This is a genomic window from Streptomyces longisporus, assembly GCF_039532765.1.
GTDB classification, from domain to species: domain Bacteria; phylum Actinomycetota; class Actinomycetes; order Streptomycetales; family Streptomycetaceae; genus Streptomyces; species Streptomyces longisporus.
This window is the reverse complement of sequence record NZ_BAAASG010000013.1, coordinates 69,509-89,234: the sequence shown is the minus strand read 5'-3', so window position 1 is coordinate 89,234 and position 19,726 is coordinate 69,509. Positions and strand designations below refer to the sequence as shown.

The following is a 19,726-nucleotide window of genomic DNA, read 5'->3' as shown; positions in this document are numbered from 1 at the left end:
ATAGGCGGCCGAAAGAGCTGGGCCGCTCATTGCCGCCCTTTTTCAGGGCGCGCCTGTCGTCCTCCTCAGGACCCGTCTTTCGACCGGACCCGGGCCGCGGCCTGGATGGCCTGGACGTAGGGCTCGTCCTCGCGCTGGGTGGTCCGGGAGAGCTCGTCGAACGGGACGATTGCGGCATGGCCCGGATCCCGGCTCTCCATCCAGGCGGCCCAGGCGTCGTGGACATCGGCCGCGGTGACCAGTTCCCCCTTGGCGCGCATGAGAACGGCATAGAAAAGGAACAGGCCGTCGGCGTCCGACGGGGGCCGGGCCTCCGGCGGCAGAAGTTCGCGGATGAGACCGGCGTCCGCGCGCAGATAACTCACGTGCAGAGTATGCCGATGAACAGACCTGCGTGCAATGCCGCAAATACCCAGGGGACTTTCCGTTCGGTGGAACCCAACTCGGTGTACCTGGTCCACCACGGTCCGTCCGGATTCCCCGTCAGTATCTCCCACTCCTGGCTGAATATCTGGAGGGGGAGCCGCGGTTCGACGGCATTGATGATGTCGAATTTCGCATGGTTGAGCACGCGGTAACTGCGCAACTGGAGCCACCAGACGAGGGAGATGGAGATTCCGGCGAGCGTCAGTACGAGCGCGGCCCACCACGGCACATTCCGGTTTTCCGTGGCGGTGATGCCCAGCGCGCCGATGAATGCGGTCTGGACGGAGAGGAAGAACGCGTTCGCGGCGCCGCGCCGGGCGGAGACGCGGTCCGACATCTCGACGGCCATCTTGTAGAGGTCGAGGAGTTCCGGTGCGAGGTCGGGCGCTCCCGCACGGGCGGGGTCCCCGCCGGGGCCGGACGGTTCGGACGTCACCAACTCCTGATGCCCTGACGGAAGTTGCCTCTAACCTTGCCGGCACGCCCCTCCCCAGCCGCCTGCCGTATGGGGGTCGGTGGGCCGGCTCTAGGCCTCCTTGTGGCCGAGCCGGATGTCGACGCCCTCCTGGCTGCCGTTCAGCGTGACCTGGGTGGCCACCGGCGGGTAGCCGCTGGCGATCACGGTGTACTGCTCGCTGGAGAGATCGGTGAAGGCGTAGCTGCCATCGACGCTCGTGGTGCGGGTCCCCACGACATTGCCGGCGGCGTCGATCAGGGAGACCCGGGCGTCGTCCAGCGCCCGCCCGTCCGGGGTGCGCACCGTGCCCCGCAGGGTCGCGGCCACGACGAGCCGGATGTCGCAGCGGGCGGTGTCGGCGGTGACCGTGGCCGGGACGGCGGCCGGGCGATGGCCGGGGGCGCTGACGCTGAGCGTGTAGTCGCCGGGGAGCAGGTCGCCGATGCCGTAAGCGCCGTCCGTGGCGGTGGTGGTGGAGGCCGTCACATCACCGCGCTGGTCGGTGACCACCACCAGCGCGCCGGGCAGGACCTCGCCGTCGCCGCCGTAGACCGTGCCGGTCAGGCCGCCCGGGCTGGGCAGGATCACGAAGTCGTGGGAGACCGGTTGGCCGTTCAGGGTCAGCGTGACGACCTGCGGCTGGTAGCCGGGTGCCGAGCCGATGAGGACGAGGCTGCCGCGCTCGGCGGTGTCCACCGCGTAGCTGCCGTCCTCGCGGGAGACGGCGCGGGCCAGTTGGCGGCCCGACGCGTCCAGGAGGGTGATCGCGGTGCGGGCAACGGGGACGCCCGTGCCGTTGCGCACCTGCCCGCGGATGACGGCCGCGTCCGTACGGGCCGCGGTCACCGCCACAGCACCGTCCGGGTCAGGGGCCTCGACCTGCGTCTCGGCCTGTTCCGCGGGCTCGCTCGCCTTCCTCTTCGCGCGGAACAGCAGGGCCGTGACGACCGCGGCGAAGGCGAAGAACCCGGCCGACCACCAGTAGGCGACGGAGTAGCTGTGCAGGGCCGCGTTCGCCTTGACCAGGGGGTCGGACAGATGGTCCTTGGCGTAGTCGGTGGCGGCGGTCGCGGCCAGCGTGTTCAGCAGTGCCGTACTGATCGAACCGCCCACCTGCTGGGTGGTGTTGAGCGCCGCCGAGGCCACGCCCTGGTCGCTCGCCTGGACGCCGAGGGTGGCGTAGCTCATCGCCGCGGGCATCGACATGCCGAGCCCGGCGCCCAACAGCAGCAGCGGGCCCAGCACATGCGCCGCGTAGCTGCTGTCCAGGTCGAGGCGGGTCAGCCAGATCATGCCGCCGAGAGCGAGCAGCATGCCGGTGGGCACGACGATCTTGGGGCCGATCTTCGGCACCAGCCAGTTGGTGGAGATCTGCGCCAGCACCATCAGCGCGCCCACCATCGGCAGGAAGGCCACACCGTTCTTTACCGGCGAGTAACCGAGCGTCGACTGCAGGTAGTAGGTGAGGAAGAGGAAGACGCCGAACATCCCCGCGGAGGAGATGAGGATGGTCGACAGGGCGGCGGCGCGGTCGCGGTCGGCCAGGACGCGCAGGGGCAGCACAGGGTGCTCGGCACGGGTCTGCCAGAGGAAGAACGCCACCAGCAGGACGGCACCTGCGGCCAGGAAGCCCCAGGTCATCCAGTTGCCCCAGTCGTGCGTCTCCGCGTTGGCGAAGCCGTAGACGATGCCGAACAGGCCGCCGGAGACCAGCACGACACCGAGGATGTCCAGCTTCGGACGCTCGGCCGGGATCGAGCGTCCGATGAGGACGATCGCACCGATCAGCGCCGGAACCGCGATGGCGTCGTTGACGTACAGCGTCCAGCGCCAGTCCAGGTACTCGGTGAGCAGACCGCCGAGGACCAGGCCGACGGCCGCGCCGGAGCCGGCGATGGCGCCGAATATGCCGAACGCCCTGGCGCGTTCCTTGGGTTCGGTGAAGGTCGTGGTCAGCAGGGAGAGCGCGGCCGGCGCGAGCAGCGCGCCGAACAGACCCTGCACCGCGCGCGCGACGACCAGCATGGTGAAGCCATTGGCCGCACCGCCGACCGCGGAGGCGGCGGCGAAGCCGACGATGCCCACGATGAAGGTGGTCTTGCGGCCGAAGAGGTCGGCGAGCCGGCCGCCGAGCAGCAGCAGACTGCCGAAGGCCAGGGAGTAGGCGGTGACGATCCACTGCCGGCCGTTGTTGTCGAAGCCCAGGTCCTGCTGGGCGGACGGCAGCGCGATGTTCACGATGGTGGCGTCGAGGACGACCATGAGCTGGGCGAGGCCGATCACGGCCAGCGCCCACCAGCGGTGCTTCGACGGGGCCTGGGTGGGGCCGGGCGGCCCGGCCTGGACGGTGGTGGCAGCGGCGGCCGGGATGACTTCCACGATGGTGCTCCCCACATCGGTCCGAAACCGTTTCGTACACCAACCTAGGCGCACAAGGCAGCGAAACGCAAACGTTTCGAAGCGCTGCCGCCGGGGCGTACGAAAGATTCACAAGCGGCGGTGGCTCACCGCTCGTACAGAGCCTCGACCTCCGCAGAGAAGTCCCGCATCACGGCCTCCCGCCGCAGCTTCATCGAGGGGGTCAGATGGCCCTCCTCCTCCGTGAAGTCCCGGGGGACGATGACGAAGCGGCGGATGGACTCCGGGCGGGAGACCAGTTTGTTCGCCTCGTCGACCGCGCGTTGCAGAATCGCCTTCAACTCCTCGTCGTCGACGAGGAGTTCCGCCGGGACCGGGTGTCGTCCGTTCATCCGGCGCCAGTGGCTGACGCCCTCCATGTCGAGGGTGATGAGTGCGGCGATGTAGGGGCGGCGGTCTCCCACGACCATGCACTGGGAGATCAGGGGGTGCGAGCGCAGCCAGTTCTCCAGGGGTGCCGGCGCCGTGTTCTTGCCGCCCGCCGTGATCAGGATCTCCTTCTTGCGGCCGGTGATCGTGAGGTAGCCCTCGTCGTCGAGGCGGCCGATGTCACCCGTCGGGAACCAGCCGTCCGTCGAGGAGGGGATCACTCCCCCGCCGTGCGGGTCCCAGTAGCCGCGGAAGACCTGGCCGCCCTGGAGGAGGATCTCGCCGTCCGCCGCGATACGGACCTTCGTGCCGGGCATGGGCCAGCCCACCGTGCCCAGGCGGGGCTTGAGGGGCGGGGTGACCGTGGCGGCGCCGGTGGACTCGGTGAGGCCGTAGCCCTCGTAGATCTCCATGCCGGCGCCCGCGTAGAAGGCGGCCAGACGGCGGCCGAGCGGGGAGCCGCCGGAGATGATGTGGCGGATGCGGCCGCCCATGGCGTTGCGGATGCGCCGGTAGACGAGCGGGTCGTAGAAGGCGCGGGACGCCTTCAGGGAGGCGCCCGGACCGGAGCCGGTGCCGGCGTGCCGGGCCTCCATCGCCTCGCCGTAGCGGACGGCCACGCTCGCCGCCCGGTCGAAGGCGGAGACCCGGCCGCCGACCTCCGCCTTGGCGCGGGCGTTGTTGTAGACCTTCTCCAGCATGTACGGGATGCAGAGCAGAAAGGTCGGCCGGAAGGTGCCCAGGTCGGCCAGGAGGTCGTCCGCCTGGAGGCTCGCGGCGTGGCCCAGGCGGACCCGGGCGCGGATACAGGCGATCGCCACCATGCGGCCGAAGACGTGCGACATGGGCAGGAAGAGCAGCGTGGCCGGGTCTTCCGACTTCGACTTGAAGATGGGGTAGAGGAGTTCGGTCGCGTTGTCGACCTCGGCGAGGAAGTTGCCGTGCGTGAGCACACAGCCCTTGGGGCGGCCGGTGGTGCCCGAGGTGTAGATGACCGTGGCGAGCGTGTCGGGGACCAACATGCCGCGGCGTACGGCGACTTCCTGGTCGGGCACGGGCGCGCCGAGTTCGGCCAGCCGCTCCAGGTGCCCCTTCTCCACGATCCACATGTGCCGCAGGTCGGGAAGGCGGCTGAGCTCCGGGCCGAGGGCCGTCGCCTGCCCGGCGGTCTCCGTCACCAGCGCCACCGCGCCGGAGTCCTGGAGGATCCAACGCGTCTGGTAGACGGAGGAGGTCGGGTAGATGGGGACGGTGACGAGCCCCGCGGCCCAGGCGGCGAAGTCGAGGAGCGTCCACTCGTAGATCGTCCGCGCCATGATGGCGATACGGTCGCCGGCCACCAGCCCTTCCGAGATCAGCCCCTTGGCGAGGGCCAGGACCTGCTCCGCGAACTCCGCCGCGGTCACGTCCGCCCAGTCCCCGTCCTGGGTACGGCGGCTGAGGACGCGGGCGTCGGGTGCCGCCTCCGCGTTGTCGAACGGCAGGTCGGCGAGCGAGCCATGCGTGGGCGGCGGAACGAGCGGCGGGACCGACGCCTCACGCACTTCGCCGTCCAGCCGCCGTATCTCGGGCTCCACCAGCTGGGGGACGCCGTCGTAGTCGGACGCGGACGGGTAGGGCACGGGCACGGACATGGCAGCTCCTGGGGCGTGCAGCTCGGTACCGCTCTGCTGTTGTACGTACTGCGCGTACCGAGACGTTCACCAGCGGTGTGCGGCTTCGGGGTTACCGCGGGTTACGCGATAGTACGTGCCTGGCATGGGGAGTTGGTGCGGGCCCTCCGGGGGTTTTGGGGTGGGGTTGTGCCTTGGTTGGGCCGTTTGTTGTCTTCGGGCTCGTTGTGGCTGGTCGCGCCCACGCGGCGGAGCCGCATATCGATACAGCCCCGCGCCCCTAAAGGGGCGCTCCCGTGCCGCGAGCGTCGTAGAGCTGCTCGATTTGCTCGGCGAATTCCTCTGCGATCAGCTCCCTCTTCAGTTTCATCGACGGGGTCAAGTGGCCCGCCTCCTCCGTGAAGTCGACCGGGAGGACGGTGAAGCGGCGGATGGATTCCGGGCGCGAGACCAGTTTGTTGGCCTCGTTCACCGCGCGTTGCAGGACCTGTCGCAACTCGTCGTCGTCCAGGAGCAGTTGGGCCGGGACGGGGTGCTTGCCTCGCATGCGGCGCCAGTGGCTGACGCCCTCCATGTCCAGGGTGATCAGGGCGCCGACGTAGGGGCGGGCGTCGCCGACGACCATGACCTGGGAGATCAGGGGGTGGGCGCGCAGCCAGTTCTCCAGCGGGGCCGGGGCGACGCTCTTGCCGCCCGCGGTGATCAGCAACTCCTTCTTCCGGCCGGTGATGTAGAGGTAGCCCTCCTCGTCGAGCCGGCCGATGTCGCCGGTGGCCAGCCAGCCGTCGACGGTCGCCGGGACGACGCCGCCCGCGTTCGGGTCCCAGTAGCCGCGCAGCACATGGTCGCCGGCCAGCAGGATCTCGCCGTCGGCGGCGATACGGACCTTCGTGCCCGGTATGGGCCAGCCCACCGTGCCCAGCCGGGGCCTGAGCGGCGGGGTCACGGTGGACGCGCCCGTCACCTCCGTCAGGCCGTAGCCCTCGTAGATCTCTATGCCCGCCCCGGCGTAGAACGCGGCCAGCCGGCGGCCCAGCGGGGAGCCGCCGCAGATCATGTAGCGGACCCTGCCGCCCATGGCGCCCCGGATACGGCGGTAGACGAGCGGGTCGTAGAAGGCTCGGGCGGCCTTCAGCGCGGCGCTCGGGCCCGGCCCCGTGCCGGCCTGGCGGGCCTCCGTCGCCTCCCCGTACCGCCGGGCCACGCCCGCCGCGCGGTCGAAGGAGGTGGCCCGGCCGCCGGTCTCGGCCTTCGCGCGAGCCACGTTGAACACCTTCTCCAGCATGTACGGAATGGCGACGAGGCAGGTGGGGCGGAAGCTCGCCAGGTCGGGCAGGAGTTCGTCCGCCTTCAGGCTCGGCGCGTGGCCCAGCCGTACCCGGGCGCGGATGCAGGCGACCGCGACCATGCGGCCGAAGATGTGCGACATGGGGAGGAAGTGCAGGATGGAGGCCTCTTCGCTGGTCCGTGAGCGGAACACGGGGTAGAGGAGCTCGATGGCGTTGTCGACCTCGGCGAAGAAGTTGCCGTGGGTGATCGCACAGCCCTTGGGGCGGCCGGTGGTGCCCGAGGTGTAGACGACGGTGGCGAGCGTCTCGGGGCTCAACATCCCGCGCCGCACGTCCACTTCCTGGTCCGGCACCTGGCCGCCCTGTTCCGCCAGCCGCTCCACATGGCCCTTCTCGACGACCCACAGGTGCCGCAGGTCGGGCACGCGGTCGAGTTCCGGGCCGAGGGCCGCCGCCTGGGCGGCGGTCTCCGTGACGAGTGCGACCGCGCCGGAGTCCTGGAGGATCCACCGGGTCTGGAAGGCCGAGGAGGTGGGGTAGATCGGGACGGTGACCAGGCCCGCGGCCCAGGCGGCGAAGTCGAGGAGCGTCCACTCGTAGATCGTCCGCGCCATCACACCCAGCCGGTCCCCCGGCACCAGCCCCTCGGCGATCAGCCCTTTCGCCACCGCCAGCACCTGCTCGGCGAACTCGGCCGCCGTCACGTCCACCCAGCGGCCCGACTCGGCGCGGCGGCTGAGCACCTTGTCGTCGGGGGCGATGCGCGCGTTGTCGAAGGGCAGGTCGGCGAGCGAGCCGTAGGTCACCGGCGGGACGAAGGGCGGCACGGAGACCTCGCGCACCTCCCCGTCCAGCCGCCGGATCACGGGCTCCACGAGAACCGGCGTGCCGTCGTACGTCCTGGAGTGGACGGTGGCGGGCGTGGACGGCTGCGAGGTGGACACGGGCGACTCCAGACGTTCACCAGAGTTGCCCTGCGGGGGAGTTGCCGCAGGCTGGGGGGAGGTGATCGTACGGCGCGCCCGTGATGAGCCGGTGTGGGTTCCAAGGTGGTCCGGCGGCGGGGATGCGTCGGGGATGTGCAAGCTCGTCGCTTTTCTTGCCGATAAGGCCATGCCGGACGGTATGGTGAACGTTTTTCATCTTCTGACCCGCCCCCACCTGCCCTTACCTCGGGTAACCTGACTCTGGAGTAAGCACAGCGTCCGTGGGGAGTTTCGGTATGTCGATGTCCGTCGTCCTGCCCGGTGCCCCCGCTCTGGGGCCCCTGCTCGCCCGCGGTGCCCTGCTGTCCCCCTTCAAACGGCCGCGCCCGGACGCCGACTTCCCCCGCAGCCGGCTCGTCCTGCCCGGGCTGCGCATCGATCTCGCGCGGCTGGCGGCGTACGAGCGGGTGTGCGGCTTCGCGACCGGCGACGACGCGCTGCCGCCGACCTATCCGCATGTGCTGGGCTTCCCGCTGGCCATGCGGCTGATGAGCGACCGTGGCTTCCCGCTGCCGCTGCTCGGCCTGGTCCACACCTCGATCGAGATCACGCAGCGGCGCGCGCCCGCGGCGACCGGGGAGTACGAAATCGCCGTGTACGTCGGCGGGTTGGAGCCGCATCGACGCGGCACCGAGGCCTCGGTGATCACCGAGATGCGGGCCGACGGTGATGTCGTATGGGAGTCGCGGAGCACCTATCTGGCGCGGCACCGGACGCAGCATTCCGGTGAGCCGCCCAGGGACGACCGGGAACAGCTGCCCGCCGTGGCCGAGTGGCGGCTGGCCGCCGACGTCGGGCGGCGGTACGGCGCCGCGTCCGGCGACCGCAACCCCATCCATCTGCACCCGCTCACCGCCCGCCTCTTCGGCTTTCCCCGCGCCATCGCGCACGGCATGTGGACGGTGGCCCGCTGCCTCGCCGCGCACGGCGTGCCCGAACGGGCCCGGGTGGAGGCCCGGTTCAGGGCGCCGGTGCTGCTGCCGGGGACGGTGACCTATGCGGCGGACGGCGAGCGGTTCGAGCTGCGCGGGAGCGGGGGCCGCGTCCATGTGAGCGGGAGCGTCAGCGGCCTCGGGGCGGCCGGCGGCACGTCATGACTCGGGGGTGGGCGGCGGCGACCAGGGCCGTCCGTCCATGAGGTTGCCCAGGCCCGCCCAGGCGAAGTTCATCAGGGTGGCCGCCGCTTGGCGGGCCGTGGTGCCGGGGGTGGCGTTGGCCCAGGCGGCGAGGGCTTCGGCGGCTCCGACCAGGGCCTCGGCGAGTCCCGCGACCTCCCGCTCGGGGAGGTTCGGGTTGCGGTGGGCCTCCCTGGCCGCGACGACGATGAGCTGCGTCACGAACGCGACGATCTCCTCGCGCATCGCCGTGACCTCGGCGGCGAAGGGCTCGCGGGTACGTGCCTGCAGATGCAGCACGGCCCAGCCGTCCGGGTTCTGCGCGGTGTGCGTGAAGAACGCCCGCAGCCCCTCCCAGAGCTGGCGGTCGGCGGGCAGCTCGGGCATGACCCCGGCCCGGACGGCCTCGACGAGCGCCGTCGCCTCCCGGCGGATGCAGGCCGTGAACAGGTCTTCCTTCGAGTTGAGGTACAGGTACACCAACGGCTTGGACACGCCTGCCAGTTCGGCGATCTCGTCCATCGACGCGGCCATGTACCCACGCTGCCCGAAGGTCCGCACGGCGGCGTCCATCATCTGCTGCTCACGGACCGCCCGCGGCATCCGCTTGGTCTTCACGGCACCCATGGGGCAAGGGTAATTGGGAGCGGGCGCCCGCAACCCCGCTAGGAAGCCTGGGGTGCCTGGCCCTGCGCGCGGCTCGCGTCGTCCGCCTCGTCCTCCTGGGCGGCGTTCGCCGCGAAGCCGGCCTTCATCCGGTCGACCCGCTCGACGACCTTCACGGAGGCGCGGTCGCGCTCCTTGCGCAGGACGACGAAGCTGATGGGGGCGGAGATCACCAGCGACAGCAGAACGAGCCACATGAAGTTGGAGGCGCCGTAGCCGCGCGGGACGATGCCGGAGTAGACGAGGCCCCAGACGACCACGAAGCAGCCCGCGAAGATCCCGAGGCGCATCAGCGTGTAGCGGAGCATCTCAATCCACTCTTCCGTCAACGGTACGAACATTCCCAAAGGGCACCGTCCAGTGAAGCACGCCCGGGACCCGATCTTGCAGGGGGGTGCGCGGGGTCTCAGCCCAGCGGCAGCAGCATGAAGACGTCGTCGCGGTAGTCGTCCGGGGCGACGCGGATGGCGCCGGGGACCCGGCCGACCTCCTTGTAGCCGCAGGAGCCGTAGAACCGCTCCAGGCCGTTCCCGCCGCGGCAGGTGAGCCGGATGGCGTCGATGCCGTCGAAGCCGCGGGCCGCGTCCTCGGCGGCGGCGAGGAGGTCCCGGCCGTATCCCCTGCCCTGGTGGCGGGGGTGCACCATCACCGTGTACAGCCACACCCAGTGCTGCATCAGCCGGTGGGTGTTGAAGCTGAAGAAGGCGGTCGCCGCGACCGCGCCGGACTCGTCCAGGCCCACCAGCAGCCGGCTCCGCCCCTCCGCCATGGCGACGAAGTGCTTCACCAGCTCCGGCCGTATGTCCTCGGCCGTGACCGGCGGTACGAAGCCGACCGAGCCGCCCGCGTTCGAGACGTCTGCCCACAGGTCGAGGATCCCGTCGCGCAGGACGGGAGTGACGGCGGGGTCGAGAGTGAAGGTAAGGGACACCGGGCAATGGTACGCATTACGACAGTGCCCGCGCCGCCACCTCCAGGTCCGAGACGAGACCGCGGTAGGCCGCCTCCCTGTCGTCCGCCCGCAGCACGGCCGAGGGGTGCACGGTCGGCACGAGTCGCTCCCGTCTGCCGTGGATCTCCTCCTCCAGGACCGTCCCGCGCACCTGCGTGACCCGGAACGAGGAGCCCAGCAGTGCCTTCCCCGCGGTCGCCCCCAGCACCACGATCAGCTCGGGTTCGACCACGGCCAGCTCGGCGGCCAGCCACGGCCCGCACGCCGTCATCTCCCGCAGGCTGGGCGCCTTGTGGATACGGCGCTTGCGGGGCTCGGCCTGGGTGAACTTGAAGTGCTTGACGGCGTTGGTGACGTACGCGTCCGCGGGGTCCAGGCCGGCCTCGGCGAGAGCCCGGTCGAGCAGCTTGCCCGCGGGGCCGACGAAGGGCTTGCCCTGGCGGTCCTCCTGGTCGCCGGGCTGCTCCCCGACGAGCATCACGCGCGCGTGCGCGTTCCCCGCCCCGAAGACGGTCTGCGTGGCGTCCCTGTGCAGGGGGCAGCCCCTGCACTCTGCCGCCGCCTTGCGCAGGGCGGGGAGGCCGCCGCGCTCAGGCAGGAAGGGTTCGGCGGTATAGGCATCCTCGGGTGCCGTCGTAACCATGCGCCCCGGGTACCCCCTCAGGGGCGCGGGGCTGCATCAATTCGCGGCTCCGCCGCGCGGGCGCGACAAGCCCCCACTCAGCCGCAGCCAAGAGCGAACCGAAAAGCGTCACACCCGCATCGGCTGCGGCGACTCCCGACGAGCCGGGTCGGGCCCGTCGTACTCCCGAATGATCTCGTAGCGAGTGTTCCGCTCCACCGGCCGGAACCCGGCGTCCCGGATCAGATCCAGCAGATCCTCACGGGTCAGCTTGTTCGGCGTGCCGTAGTTGTCGGCGTCATGTGTGATCTTGTACTCGACGACCGACCCGTCCATGTCATCCGCACCGTGCTGCAGCGCGAGCTGCGCGGTCTGGACGCCGTGCATGACCCAGAAGACCTTGACGTGCGGGACGTTGTCGAACAGCAGCCGGGAGACCGCGAAGGTCTTCAGCGCCTCCGCGCCGGTCGCCATCTGCGTCCGGGCCTGGAGCCGGTTGCGGACCTTCCCGTCCTTCATGTCGACGAAGTCGTGCTGGTAGCGCAGCGGGATGAAGACCTGGAAGCCGCCGGTCTCGTCCTGGAGCTCACGCAGGCGCAGCACGTGGTCGACGCGGTGCCGCGGCTCCTCGATGTGGCCGTACAGCATGGTGCACGGGGTCTTCAGACCCTTCTCGTGCGCCAGGCGGTGGATGCGCGACCAGTCCTCCCAGTGGGTGCGGTGGTCGACGATGTGCTGGCGGACCTCCCAGTCGAAGATCTCGGCGCCGCCGCCGGTGAGGGACTCCAGGCCCGCGTCGATCAGCTCGTCCAGGATCTCGCTCGCGCTCAGCCCGGAGATCGTCTCGAAGTGGTGGATCTCCGTGGCCGTGAAGGCCTTCAGCGAGACGTTCGGCAGGGCGGCCTTGAGCTCACGCAGCGAACGCGGGTAGTAGCGCCACGGCAGGTTCGGGTGCAGGCCGTTGACGATGTGCAGCTCGGTGAGGTTCTCGCCCTCCATCGCCTTGGCGAGCTTCACCGCCTCCTCGATGCGCATCGTGTACGCGTCCTTCTCGCCCGGCTTGCGCTGGAAGGAGCAGTAGGCGCAGGAGGCGGTGCAGACGTTGGTCATGTTGAGGTGCCGGTTGACGTTGAAATGCACCACGTCACCGTTCTTGCGCGTGCGCACCTCGTGGGCGAGGCCGCCGAGCCACGCCAGGTCGTCCGACTCGTACAGCGCGATGCCGTCCTCGCGGGTCAGCCGTTCACCGGCCCTGACCTTCTCCTCCAGCTCGCGCTTGAGCCCGACGTCCATACCCTCAACCTCTTTCTACGACAGCTCGACAACCGTACTCCCCCACCCTCCGGGCGGGAGGTGCCCCCGAACGGCGCTCCGCGCCCAGGGACTCAGACCTCTTCGGGCAGCTCTCCGACCCGGTTCTCCCACTTCGTGGAGAGCACGATCGTGGTGCGGGTGCGGGAGACACCCTTGGTGCCGCTGAGCCGCCGGATGATCTTCTCCAGGCCGTCCACGTCGTTCGCCCGCACCTTGAGCATGTAGGAGTCGTCACCGGCGATGAACCAGCAGTCCTCGATCTCGCTGAGCTCCTTCATCCGCTGGGCCACGTCCTCGTGGTCGGCGGCGTCGGACAGCGAGATGCCGATGAGGGCGGTGACGCCGAGGCCCAGCGAGGCGGCGTCGACGGTGGCGCGGTAGCCGGTGATGACACCGGCCGCCTCCAGCCGGTTGATGCGGTCGGTGACGCTGGGTCCCGACAGGCCGACGAGGCGCCCCAGCTCCGCGTACGAGGCCCGGCCGTTCTCCCTCAGGGCCTGGATGAGCTGCCTGTCCACCGCGTCCATGCGATTCGATGCCTTCCGCTGAAGATTCCCGAGTAGATGAGAGGTACTGCGGCGTGCCCTACCGGCCGGCGCTCCCGCCGCCCAGTTCGCCCGCCCAGCGCCGGTACAGACCGTGCTCGACGCCCGCCGCGTCCAGCACCCGCCCGGCGACGAAGTCCACCAGGTCCTGGATGTGGGTGGCACCCGCGTAGAAGGCGGGCGAGGCGGGCACCACGGTCGCGCCCGCGTCGTCGAGCGCCACCAGGTGCCGCAGGGTCTGACCGTTCAAGGGGGTCTCCCGTACGGTCACGACCAGCGGCCGGCGTTCCTTGAGCGTGACGCTCGCCGCGCGCTGGAGCAGGTCCTTGGACAGCCCGAGGGCGACACCGGCCACACAGGCGGTGGAGGCGGGCACGATCAGCATGCCCTTGCTCGGGTACGAGCCCGAGGACGGCCCCGCGGCCAGGTCCCCGGCGGGCCAGTACCGCACCCCGTCGATGTCCGCGTCGTGGACCCCGGGCTTGCCGTCGGCTCCCCGGCCCAGCCATTCCCGCAGGTCGTCCCGCCAGTGTGCGTCGCGGAACGAGATCCCCGTCTCGTCCAGCAGCGTGAGCCGCGAGGCCCGGCTGACGACCAGGTCCACGCTCTCGCCGGCCTCCAGGAGTGCGCGCAGCACCGACGCGGCATAAGGCGTGCCGGAGGCCCCGGACACCCCTACGATCCAAGGTGTACGCGCCGTCTCTCCTGGCTTGGCTGGGTTCACAAGACCGAGCCTATCCGGCCTCGCAGCATGGGAACCGGTCGAGGGGGCTCGGGCGTTCTTCGGAGCGGGGACGAGTGAGTGGTGGGGGTTGCCATGTCGGACAGCGAGCTGGAGTGGTCGCGCACGGACCGGGCGAAGGCCGCGGCCAAGCTGATGGTGGGCTGGGTCGCGCTGCTGTGGCTGCTGGAAGTGGTCGACGTGATCAGCGGTCATGCGCTGGACGGCCTGGGCATCACGCCGCGCGAGCCCTCCGAGCTGCTGGATGTCGTACCTGCCGCCTTCATCCACTTCGGCTTCGCCCATGTGGCCGCCAACAGTGTGCCGCTGCTGGTCATGGGTTTCCTCGCGGCGCTGGGCGGGATACGCCGGTTCGCCGCGGTGTGCCTGGTCGTCATCGTGGCGGACGGTCTGGGTGTGTGGCTCGTGGCTCCTGCGCACACCAACACGGCGGGCGCCTCCGGCCTGATCTTCGGCCTCTTCGGCTTCCTGCTGGTCAGCGGCTTCGTGGAGCGGCGTCCGCTGGGCGTGCTGGTCGGGCTGCTGATCGGCGCGATATGGGGCGGCTCGATCCTGCTGGGCCTGTCCCCGCTGCAGACGGGCGTCAGCTGGCAGGGGCATCTGATCGGCCTGGCGGCGGGTGTGGGGGCGGCGTTCTGGTTCCGGCGGCGTCCCGTGGAGCCCCGCGCGATTCAGGGCTGAGGGCGGGCTTTCCGGTCGATCGGCAGGTGAGCGGTGGGAATCGTCAGCTTGCCGAGCGGGGAGTCGACGGTGAGGTCGGGGCCGTAGGGGATGGTGTCGCGGCCTCGGTAACCGTCGGGGCCGGGGTTCCACATCGTGACGGCGTGCCCCTTCAAAGGGTCGAGGATCAGGTAGTTGGCGATGCCTCGGGAGGCGTACCAGCGCGGCTTGATCTCGTAGTCGCGGCGGACACTTTCCGGCGACACCACTTCGGCCACGAACTCGATCAGGTCCGGGGAGTACGCTCCACGGTTCTCGTCCTCCGCCTCGGCCGGGATGACCGCGATGTCCGGGCAGAACTCGTTGGCGTCGTCAAAGGGGAACGCAACATCGCTCACCAACTCCCACACCGGCGCAAGCTGCGTTTCCAGATCCGCCGACACCCTCCGGATCGTCCTCCCGTGGAACGGCCTGACCGGGTTCATCACGATGCTGCCCTCGACAATCTCCGTCAGATAGCCGGGGAACATGTCCTCCAGCTTGCTGAGCTGCGAGTGCAGGCGGTCAAGGTCCGAGATGACAGTCACGGTGGCCTCCTGAGGTCCTGCCCTCGATGGTAGGCCGCACCGTACTCACACGGTCAGACCTCGAACCAAGAGATCAAGCAGCGCACACACAAACAGGGCAATCCCGATGAACCCGTTGACGCTGAAGAACGCCCGGTTGAGGCGGGACAGGTCGTGCGGGCGGACGATGGAGTGCTCGTAGACGAACGCGCCCGCGACGATCATCAGGCCGACCCAGAAGAAGCCGCCCGCGTCGGTGACGACGGCGTACCAGACCAGGAGGGACATCGTCAGCAGGTGGCAGACGCGCGCACCCCAGATCGCCGCGGGGATGCCGAAGCGGGCCGGGACCGACATCACGCCGATCTCGCGGTCCGTCTCGACGTCCTGGCAGGCGTAGATCAGGTCGAAGCCGCCGATCCAGATGCCGACGGCCAGGCCCAGGATCGTGGCGTCCCAGGACCACTCGCCGCTGATCGCCAGCCAGCCGCCGACCGGGCCCATCGCCTGGGCGAGGCCGAGGATGGCCTGCGGGAAGTTCGTGAACCGCTTGCCGTACGGGTACACCACCATCGGGATCACCGCGATGGGGGCCAGGGCGAAGCAGAGCGGGTTGAGCAGGGCCGCCGATCCGAGGAAGACGACGACCGCGATCAGCGCTCCGGTCCAGGCGTGCTTCACCGACATCGCGCCGGTGACCAGCTCCCGCTGTGCCGTGCGCGGGTTCCTGGCGTCGATCTCGCGGTCGATGATCCGGTTCACCGCCATCGCGAAGGTGCGCAGGCCCACCATGCAGATGGTGACCAGGAGCAGCCGCCCCCAGTGGATGTTCCGGTCCCACTGGAACATCGCGGTGAGTGCGGCGATGTAGGCGAAGGGCAGGGCGAAGACCGAGTGCTCGATCATCACCAGGCGGAGGAACGCCTTGGTGCGTCCTGGCTGCGGGATCGCCGCGGAGGCGCTGCTCACAGGCCGTACTCCTTCCAGCGGCGGTCGACCTTCGCCGCCGTCTCCGGGTCGGACAGGACCATGTCGGGCCAGCCGCCGTCGCGCGTGTAGCCCTCCTCGGGCCACTTCTTCGTCGCGTCGATGCCTGCCTTGCCGCCCCAGAACTGCTGGTAGGAGGCGTGGTCGAGGTGGTCGACGGGGCCTTCGACGATGCTGAGGTCGCGGGCGTAGTCCGTGTTGCCGAGCGCGCGCCACGCGACCTCGTGGAGGTCGTGGACGTCGCAGTCGGAGTCCACGACCACGATCAGCTTCGTCAGGGACATCATGTGTGCCCCCCAGATCGCGTGCATCACCTTCTGGGCGTGCTTGGGGTACTTCTTGTCGATCGAGACGATCGCACAGTTGTGGAAGCCGCCCGCCTCCGGCAGGTGGTAGTCCACGATGTCCGGCACGATGATCTTCAGGAGGGGCAGGAAGAAGCGCTCGGTCGCACGACCCAGCGGTCCGTCCTCCGTCGGAGGCCGCCCTACGACGATCGACTGAAGCAGCGGCCGCTTCCGCATGGTCACGCAGTCGATCTTCAGCGCGGGGAAGGGCTCCTGCGGGGTGTAGAACCCGGTGTGGTCACCGAAGGGCCCCTCGGGGAGCATCTCGCCGGGCTCCAGCCAGCCCTCGATGACGACCTCGGCCTGCGCCGGCACCTGCAGCGGCACGGTCTTGCAGTCGACCATCTCGATCCGCTTCCCGGCGATGAACCCGGCGAAGAGGTACTCGTCGATGTCGCCGGGGAGCGGCGCGGTGGAGGCGTAGGTGACGGCGGGCGGGCAGCCGAAGGCGATCGCGACCGGCAGCCGTTCGCCCCGCCGCGCCGCGACCTGGTAGTGGTTGCGGCTGTCCTTGTGGATCTGCCAGTGCATGCCGATGGTGCGCCGGTCGTGGCGCTGCAACCGGTACAGGCCCAGGTTGCGGATGCCGCTCTCCGGGTCCTTGGTGTGGGTGAGCCCCAGGTTGAAGAAGGAGCCGCCGTCCTGCGGCCAGGTGAAGAGGGCCGGCAGCTGGTCCAGGTCCACGTCGTCGCCGGTGAGGACGACCTCCTGGACGGGGGCTTCCTTCACCTTCTTCGGCGGGACGTGCGTCATCGCGCCGAGTTTCCCGAAGGCCTCGCGGACGCCGACGAAGCCGTGCGGCAGCTCGGGGCGGAGCAGTCCGCCGATCTTCTCGCTGATCTCGCCGTACGACTTCAGCCCGAGGGCCTTGAGCAGCCGTCGGTCGGTGCCGAAGACGTTCATCGCGAGGGGCATGGCGGAGCCCTTCACGTTCTCGAACAGCAGCGCCGGGCCCCCCGACTTCTGCACCCGGTCGACGATCTCCCCGACCTCCAGATACGGGTCCACCTCGGCCTTGATGCGCTTGAGGTCACCCTCGCGTTCCAGTGCCCTGAGCAGGGAGCGAAGATCGTCGTAAGCCATGCGTCCCAGTATCGCCGAGCCCCGCGAACCCCCGACGCCCGCCCCGCCCGCAGGGACTCAGCCGCCGGCCCGGTCCAGGTCGGCCACGGGCTTCGGCCAGTCGCGGGCGGCGGCGCAGTGCCGCTCGTCCGAGGAACCGTGGTCGCCGCCGTACACGCCGTCCCGGTCGGCGAAGGCCGGGCCGGCACAGTCGAATCTCTCTTCGACGGCTGCCGGATGCATGGCCTCTCCCCCGTTTCGGCACACTGGCGGGCGCCATTTCCCCACCCGCTACCCTGACCCCGTCACCGGGGCGGTCGAGCGCCTCGTCACCGGAAGTTCACGATGGGGGTTCGCACCACCATGATCAGATATGTGCCGTTTCTGCTGGTCCTGGCGCTGTGGATCTATGCCTTCATCGACTGTCTGAACACCCCTGAGGAGCAGGTGCGCGGGCTGCCCAAGGTGGTCTGGGTGATCATCATCCTGCTGTTCGGGGAGGTGCTGGTCGGGCCGATCGCCTGGCTGGTCGCGGGCAAGTACCGCGGACCGGTCCCGGCGGGCGGGTCCACGCCCGCCGAGTGGCACCGCAACCACCGCGCCCAGTTCGTCGCGCCCGACGACAACCCCGAGTTCCTGAAGTCCCTCAAAGAGGAGACCAAGAAGGACGAGGCCCTGCTCAAGGACTGGGAGGCCGATCTGCGGCGCCGCGAGGAGGAGCTGCGGCGGCGGGAGCGCGGCGAGGACCCCAGGGCGGACTGATGGAGCTGCGGCTGCTCGTCACCTTCGAGAAGGTCGCCACCGTGCTGAGCTTCACGCAGGCCGCGGCCGAGCTGAAGTACGCGCAGTCCAGCGTGACCAGCCAGGTAAGGGCCCTGGAGTCGTCCCTGGGTGCCGAGCTGTTCGACCGGCTCGGCAGCAGGATCCGGCTCACGGAGGCGGGTGAGCGGCTGCTCCCCTACGCCCGGCAGATCATCGAGCTCACCGAGGAGGCGCGGGCGGCGGTCGCCGGTACCGAGGAGCCCGCCGGTTCACTGGTGGTCGGGACGATGGAGTCGCTGACCTCGTACCGGCTGCCGCCGCTGCTGGAGTTCTTCCACCACCGCTACCCCCGGGTGCGGCTCTCCCTGCGCACCACCATCGGCGACGAGACCCGGCAGGCGCTGCGGCAGGGCACGTACGATCTCGGCTTCCTGATGGAGGAGGCGACCGAGCACCCGGGGCTTGAGAGCGTGGTCCTGTGCGAGGAGCCGCTCGCGCTGGTCGCCGCGCCCCGACACGCGCTCGCCGGCCGGGAGTTCGGCACCACCGATCTCGTACGGCAGTCCCTCCTCGCCACCGAACCGGGCTGCGCCTACCGGGACCTGTTCGAGCGGGAACTCAAGTCCGCCGGTGAACCGGTCGAGTTCATGGAGTTCGGGACGATCGAGGCCACCAAACGTGCGGCGGCGGCCGGCCTCGGGGTCTCGTTGCTGCCCGAGGTGACGGTCGCCGCAGAACTCGATCAGGGGTCTCTCGTACGGCTGTCGTGGCAGCCGCCGTTCACGCTTCGGACGCAACTGGCGTGGCGGGCCGGGAAGCGGCTTCCGGCACACGTACGGCTGTTTCTCGAGCAGGCGCGGAAGCTCGTGGCCGAGCAAGCGTGACCTTCAGGCTGGCCAGCACGATCAGCGGGACGCCCAGTGCCTGGACGAGGCCGATGTGGTGGCCGTACACCGCCCAGTCCATGACCATCGCGACCGCCGGGTAGACGAAGGCGAGGACGGCGATCTTCGAGGTCGGCAGCTTGGCGTAGGCGGCGTACATGAGGACGTACATCACGCCGGTGTGGAGGAAGCCGAGGCCGACCAGCCAGCCCCAGTCCCAGCCGGTGCCGGCCATCGCGCCGAAGTCGGCGAAGGGGAGCAGCAGCGGGATCCCGACGAGGACCTGGACCAGGGCGATGAGGTGCGGGCGGACGCCGGTGATGCGCTTGGTGACCAGGGTGGACAGGCCGTAGAGAAGCGCGGCGATAAGGGCCTGGCCGACGCCCTTGAGGTAGGTGCCGCCGCTGGTGAAGTCGGCCGGTGTGACGCCCGAGACCAGGATCAGGCCCGCGAAGGCCAGTGCGATCCAGCCCACCTTGGCGGCGGTGAGGCGCTCGCGGAAGAGGAGGGCGCCGAGCAGGACCACGTAGAACGGCTGCGTGTGGTAGACGACCGTGGCGACCGAGATCGACGTGTTCCGGTACGACTCGAAGAGGAACACCCAGTTGAAGACGATGAACACGCCGCCCAGGACGGCGAGTCCGAAGGTGCGCGGAGTGAAGCCGTGGTCGCGGAGCCAGCCACGGGCGAGGACGTAGGAGCCGAGCGCGAGGGCTCCGAAGACGACCCGGAAGAAGACGACATTGAAAGGCGAGGCGCCCGACTCGACGACGAAGACGCCGAGGGTGCCGGACAGCACCATCGCGGTCATCAGCTGGGCGACGCCCCTGCTCTCTGCGGACTTGCTCTGCGTGGTCATGTCCTGGACGCTACGAGCGGGCGGCGGTGCGGGTCCACGCGCCAGTGGGGCGTCCTGCCGATGGGGTCATCGGTGGCGCCGATGC

21 protein-coding genes are annotated in these 19,726 nt (G+C 70.0%); 4 read left to right on the top strand and 17 right to left on the bottom strand.

Features of this window, described 5'->3' with window-relative positions:
* Positions 1–65 precede the first annotated feature (65 nt).
* From ABD355_RS28425 to ABD355_RS28405, 5 genes are all read right to left on the bottom strand, one after another.
* Positions 66–365 (bottom strand): DUF7701 domain-containing protein, encoded by a 300-nt coding sequence (locus tag ABD355_RS28425; protein WP_344403571.1) that lies wholly within the window; start codon positions 363–365, stop codon positions 66–68.
* Entirely contained in the window at positions 362–862 is a 501-nt protein-coding gene (locus ABD355_RS28420) for a RipA family octameric membrane protein (protein ID WP_344403570.1), read from the bottom strand. The genes ABD355_RS28425 and ABD355_RS28420 overlap by 4 nt, the downstream gene beginning before the upstream one ends.
* 90 nt (positions 863–952) lie before the next feature.
* Positions 953–3,262 (bottom strand): MFS transporter, encoded by a 2,310-nt coding sequence (locus tag ABD355_RS28415; RefSeq protein WP_344403569.1) that lies wholly within the window; start codon positions 3,260–3,262, stop codon positions 953–955.
* A gap of 125 nt (positions 3,263–3,387) precedes the next feature.
* The gene (locus ABD355_RS28410) at positions 3,388–5,304 is read right to left on the bottom strand and encodes an AMP-dependent synthetase/ligase (RefSeq protein WP_344403567.1); all 1,917 of its coding nucleotides are present in this window, start codon (positions 5,302–5,304) and stop codon (positions 3,388–3,390) included.
* Positions 5,305–5,563: 259 nt separating this feature from the next.
* The gene (locus tag ABD355_RS28405; RefSeq protein ID WP_344403566.1) at positions 5,564–7,516 is read right to left on the bottom strand and encodes an AMP-dependent synthetase/ligase; all 1,953 of its coding nucleotides are present in this window, start codon (positions 7,514–7,516) and stop codon (positions 5,564–5,566) included.
* 284 nt (positions 7,517–7,800) lie between these two features.
* Between ABD355_RS28405 and ABD355_RS28400 the strand changes: the two genes are divergently transcribed.
* Positions 7,801–8,655: a MaoC family dehydratase gene (locus ABD355_RS28400; RefSeq protein ID WP_344403665.1), complete on the top strand. Its 855-nt coding sequence runs from the start codon at positions 7,801–7,803 to the stop codon at positions 8,653–8,655.
* Here the strand turns inward: ABD355_RS28400 and ABD355_RS28395 are convergent.
* From ABD355_RS28395 to ABD355_RS28365, 7 genes are all read right to left on the bottom strand, one after another.
* The gene (locus ABD355_RS28395) at positions 8,650–9,300 is read right to left on the bottom strand and encodes a TetR/AcrR family transcriptional regulator (protein ID WP_344403565.1); all 651 of its coding nucleotides are present in this window, start codon (positions 9,298–9,300) and stop codon (positions 8,650–8,652) included. The genes ABD355_RS28400 and ABD355_RS28395 overlap by 6 nt on opposite strands.
* A 38-nt stretch (positions 9,301–9,338) precedes the next feature.
* Positions 9,339–9,647: a DUF4229 domain-containing protein gene (locus ABD355_RS28390; protein ID WP_115906579.1), complete on the bottom strand. Its 309-nt coding sequence runs from the start codon at positions 9,645–9,647 to the stop codon at positions 9,339–9,341.
* A gap of 98 nt (positions 9,648–9,745) precedes the next feature.
* Entirely contained in the window at positions 9,746–10,270 is a 525-nt protein-coding gene (locus ABD355_RS28385) for a GNAT family N-acetyltransferase (protein ID WP_344403564.1), read from the bottom strand.
* 16 nt (positions 10,271–10,286) lie between these two features.
* A complete protein-coding gene (locus tag ABD355_RS28380; RefSeq protein WP_344403563.1) occupies positions 10,287–10,934 on the bottom strand; it encodes a UdgX family uracil-DNA binding protein in 648 nt (215 codons plus the stop codon).
* A gap of 108 nt (positions 10,935–11,042) precedes the next feature.
* On the bottom strand, positions 11,043–12,206 hold the full coding sequence (gene mqnE / locus ABD355_RS28375) for an aminofutalosine synthase MqnE (protein ID WP_344403562.1): 1,164 nt from the start codon (positions 12,204–12,206) through the stop codon (positions 11,043–11,045).
* A 92-nt stretch (positions 12,207–12,298) separates the two neighbouring features.
* Positions 12,299–12,754 (bottom strand): Lrp/AsnC family transcriptional regulator, encoded by a 456-nt coding sequence (locus ABD355_RS28370; protein WP_030945405.1) that lies wholly within the window; start codon positions 12,752–12,754, stop codon positions 12,299–12,301.
* A gap of 58 nt (positions 12,755–12,812) precedes the next feature.
* Entirely contained in the window at positions 12,813–13,445 is a 633-nt protein-coding gene (locus ABD355_RS28365; protein ID WP_344403561.1) for a UbiX family flavin prenyltransferase, read from the bottom strand.
* 144 nt (positions 13,446–13,589) lie between these two features.
* Between ABD355_RS28365 and ABD355_RS28360 the strand changes: the two genes are divergently transcribed.
* Positions 13,590–14,195, top strand: a complete 606-nt coding sequence (locus ABD355_RS28360; RefSeq protein WP_344403560.1) for a rhomboid family intramembrane serine protease — start codon at positions 13,590–13,592, stop codon at positions 14,193–14,195.
* On the opposite strand, the gene ABD355_RS28355 is transcribed toward ABD355_RS28360, so the two are convergent.
* The 4 genes from ABD355_RS28355 to ABD355_RS28340 all read right to left on the bottom strand — a co-directional run bounded on the left by ABD355_RS28355 (position 14,186) and on the right by ABD355_RS28340 (position 17,379).
* Positions 14,186–14,704 carry a Uma2 family endonuclease gene (locus ABD355_RS28355; protein ID WP_344403664.1) on the bottom strand — a complete coding sequence of 173 codons (519 nt, stop codon included), beginning with the start codon at positions 14,702–14,704 and terminating at the stop codon, positions 14,186–14,188. The two genes, ABD355_RS28360 and ABD355_RS28355, sit on opposite strands and share 10 nt — an antisense overlap.
* 102 nt (positions 14,705–14,806) lie before the next feature.
* Positions 14,807–15,709 carry a menaquinone biosynthesis prenyltransferase MqnP gene (mqnP, locus tag ABD355_RS28350; RefSeq protein WP_344403559.1) on the bottom strand — a complete coding sequence of 301 codons (903 nt, stop codon included), beginning with the start codon at positions 15,707–15,709 and terminating at the stop codon, positions 14,807–14,809.
* A complete protein-coding gene (locus ABD355_RS28345; RefSeq protein WP_344403558.1) occupies positions 15,706–17,157 on the bottom strand; it encodes a menaquinone biosynthesis decarboxylase in 1,452 nt (483 codons plus the stop codon). The genes mqnP and ABD355_RS28345 overlap by 4 nt, the downstream gene beginning before the upstream one ends.
* Positions 17,158–17,214: 57 nt before the next feature.
* A complete protein-coding gene (locus tag ABD355_RS28340) occupies positions 17,215–17,379 on the bottom strand; it encodes a hypothetical protein (RefSeq protein WP_344403557.1) in 165 nt (54 codons plus the stop codon).
* 120 nt (positions 17,380–17,499) lie between these two features.
* Between ABD355_RS28340 and ABD355_RS28335 the strand changes: the two genes are divergently transcribed.
* Entirely contained in the window at positions 17,500–17,898 is a 399-nt protein-coding gene (locus ABD355_RS28335) for a PLD nuclease N-terminal domain-containing protein (RefSeq protein ID WP_344403663.1), read from the top strand.
* Positions 17,898–18,782 carry a LysR family transcriptional regulator gene (locus ABD355_RS28330; RefSeq protein ID WP_344403556.1) on the top strand — a complete coding sequence of 295 codons (885 nt, stop codon included), beginning with the start codon at positions 17,898–17,900 and terminating at the stop codon, positions 18,780–18,782. The genes ABD355_RS28335 and ABD355_RS28330 overlap by 1 nt, the downstream gene beginning before the upstream one ends.
* Here the strand turns inward: ABD355_RS28330 and ABD355_RS28325 are convergent.
* Complete coding sequence (locus ABD355_RS28325) at positions 18,679–19,641, bottom strand: DMT family transporter (protein WP_344403555.1); 963 nt, start codon at positions 19,639–19,641, stop codon at positions 18,679–18,681. The two genes, ABD355_RS28330 and ABD355_RS28325, sit on opposite strands and share 104 nt — an antisense overlap.
* Between the last annotated feature and the right edge of the window lie 85 nt (positions 19,642–19,726).

Excerpts from the sequence above, each read along its gene's own strand:
- ABD355_RS28410 (WP_344403567.1), bottom strand. The coding sequence starts at position 5,304 with ATGTCCGTGCCCGTGCCCTACCCGTCCGCGTCCGACTACGACGGCGTC.
- ABD355_RS28400 (WP_344403665.1), top strand. The coding sequence starts at position 7,801 with ATGTCCGTCGTCCTGCCCGGTGCCCCCGCTCTGGGGCCCCTGCTCGCC.
- ABD355_RS28395 (WP_344403565.1), bottom strand. The coding sequence starts at position 9,300 with ATGGGTGCCGTGAAGACCAAGCGGATGCCGCGGGCGGTCCGTGAGCAG.
- ABD355_RS28390 (WP_115906579.1), bottom strand. The coding sequence starts at position 9,647 with ATGCTCCGCTACACGCTGATGCGCCTCGGGATCTTCGCGGGCTGCTTC.
- ABD355_RS28380 (WP_344403563.1), bottom strand. The coding sequence starts at position 10,934 with ATGGTTACGACGGCACCCGAGGATGCCTATACCGCCGAACCCTTCCTG.
- mqnE (WP_344403562.1), bottom strand. The coding sequence starts at position 12,206 with ATGGACGTCGGGCTCAAGCGCGAGCTGGAGGAGAAGGTCAGGGCCGGT.
- ABD355_RS28370 (WP_030945405.1), bottom strand. The coding sequence starts at position 12,754 with ATGGACGCGGTGGACAGGCAGCTCATCCAGGCCCTGAGGGAGAACGGC.
- ABD355_RS28360 (WP_344403560.1), top strand. The coding sequence starts at position 13,590 with ATGTCGGACAGCGAGCTGGAGTGGTCGCGCACGGACCGGGCGAAGGCC.
- ABD355_RS28355 (WP_344403664.1), bottom strand. The coding sequence starts at position 14,704 with ATGTTCCCCGGCTATCTGACGGAGATTGTCGAGGGCAGCATCGTGATG.
- ABD355_RS28345 (WP_344403558.1), bottom strand. The coding sequence starts at position 17,157 with ATGGCTTACGACGATCTTCGCTCCCTGCTCAGGGCACTGGAACGCGAG.
- ABD355_RS28340 (WP_344403557.1), bottom strand. The coding sequence starts at position 17,379 with ATGCATCCGGCAGCCGTCGAAGAGAGATTCGACTGTGCCGGCCCGGCC.
- ABD355_RS28335 (WP_344403663.1), top strand. The coding sequence starts at position 17,500 with ATGATCAGATATGTGCCGTTTCTGCTGGTCCTGGCGCTGTGGATCTAT.
- ABD355_RS28330 (WP_344403556.1), top strand. The coding sequence starts at position 17,898 with ATGGAGCTGCGGCTGCTCGTCACCTTCGAGAAGGTCGCCACCGTGCTG.
- ABD355_RS28325 (WP_344403555.1), bottom strand. The coding sequence starts at position 19,641 with ATGACCACGCAGAGCAAGTCCGCAGAGAGCAGGGGCGTCGCCCAGCTG.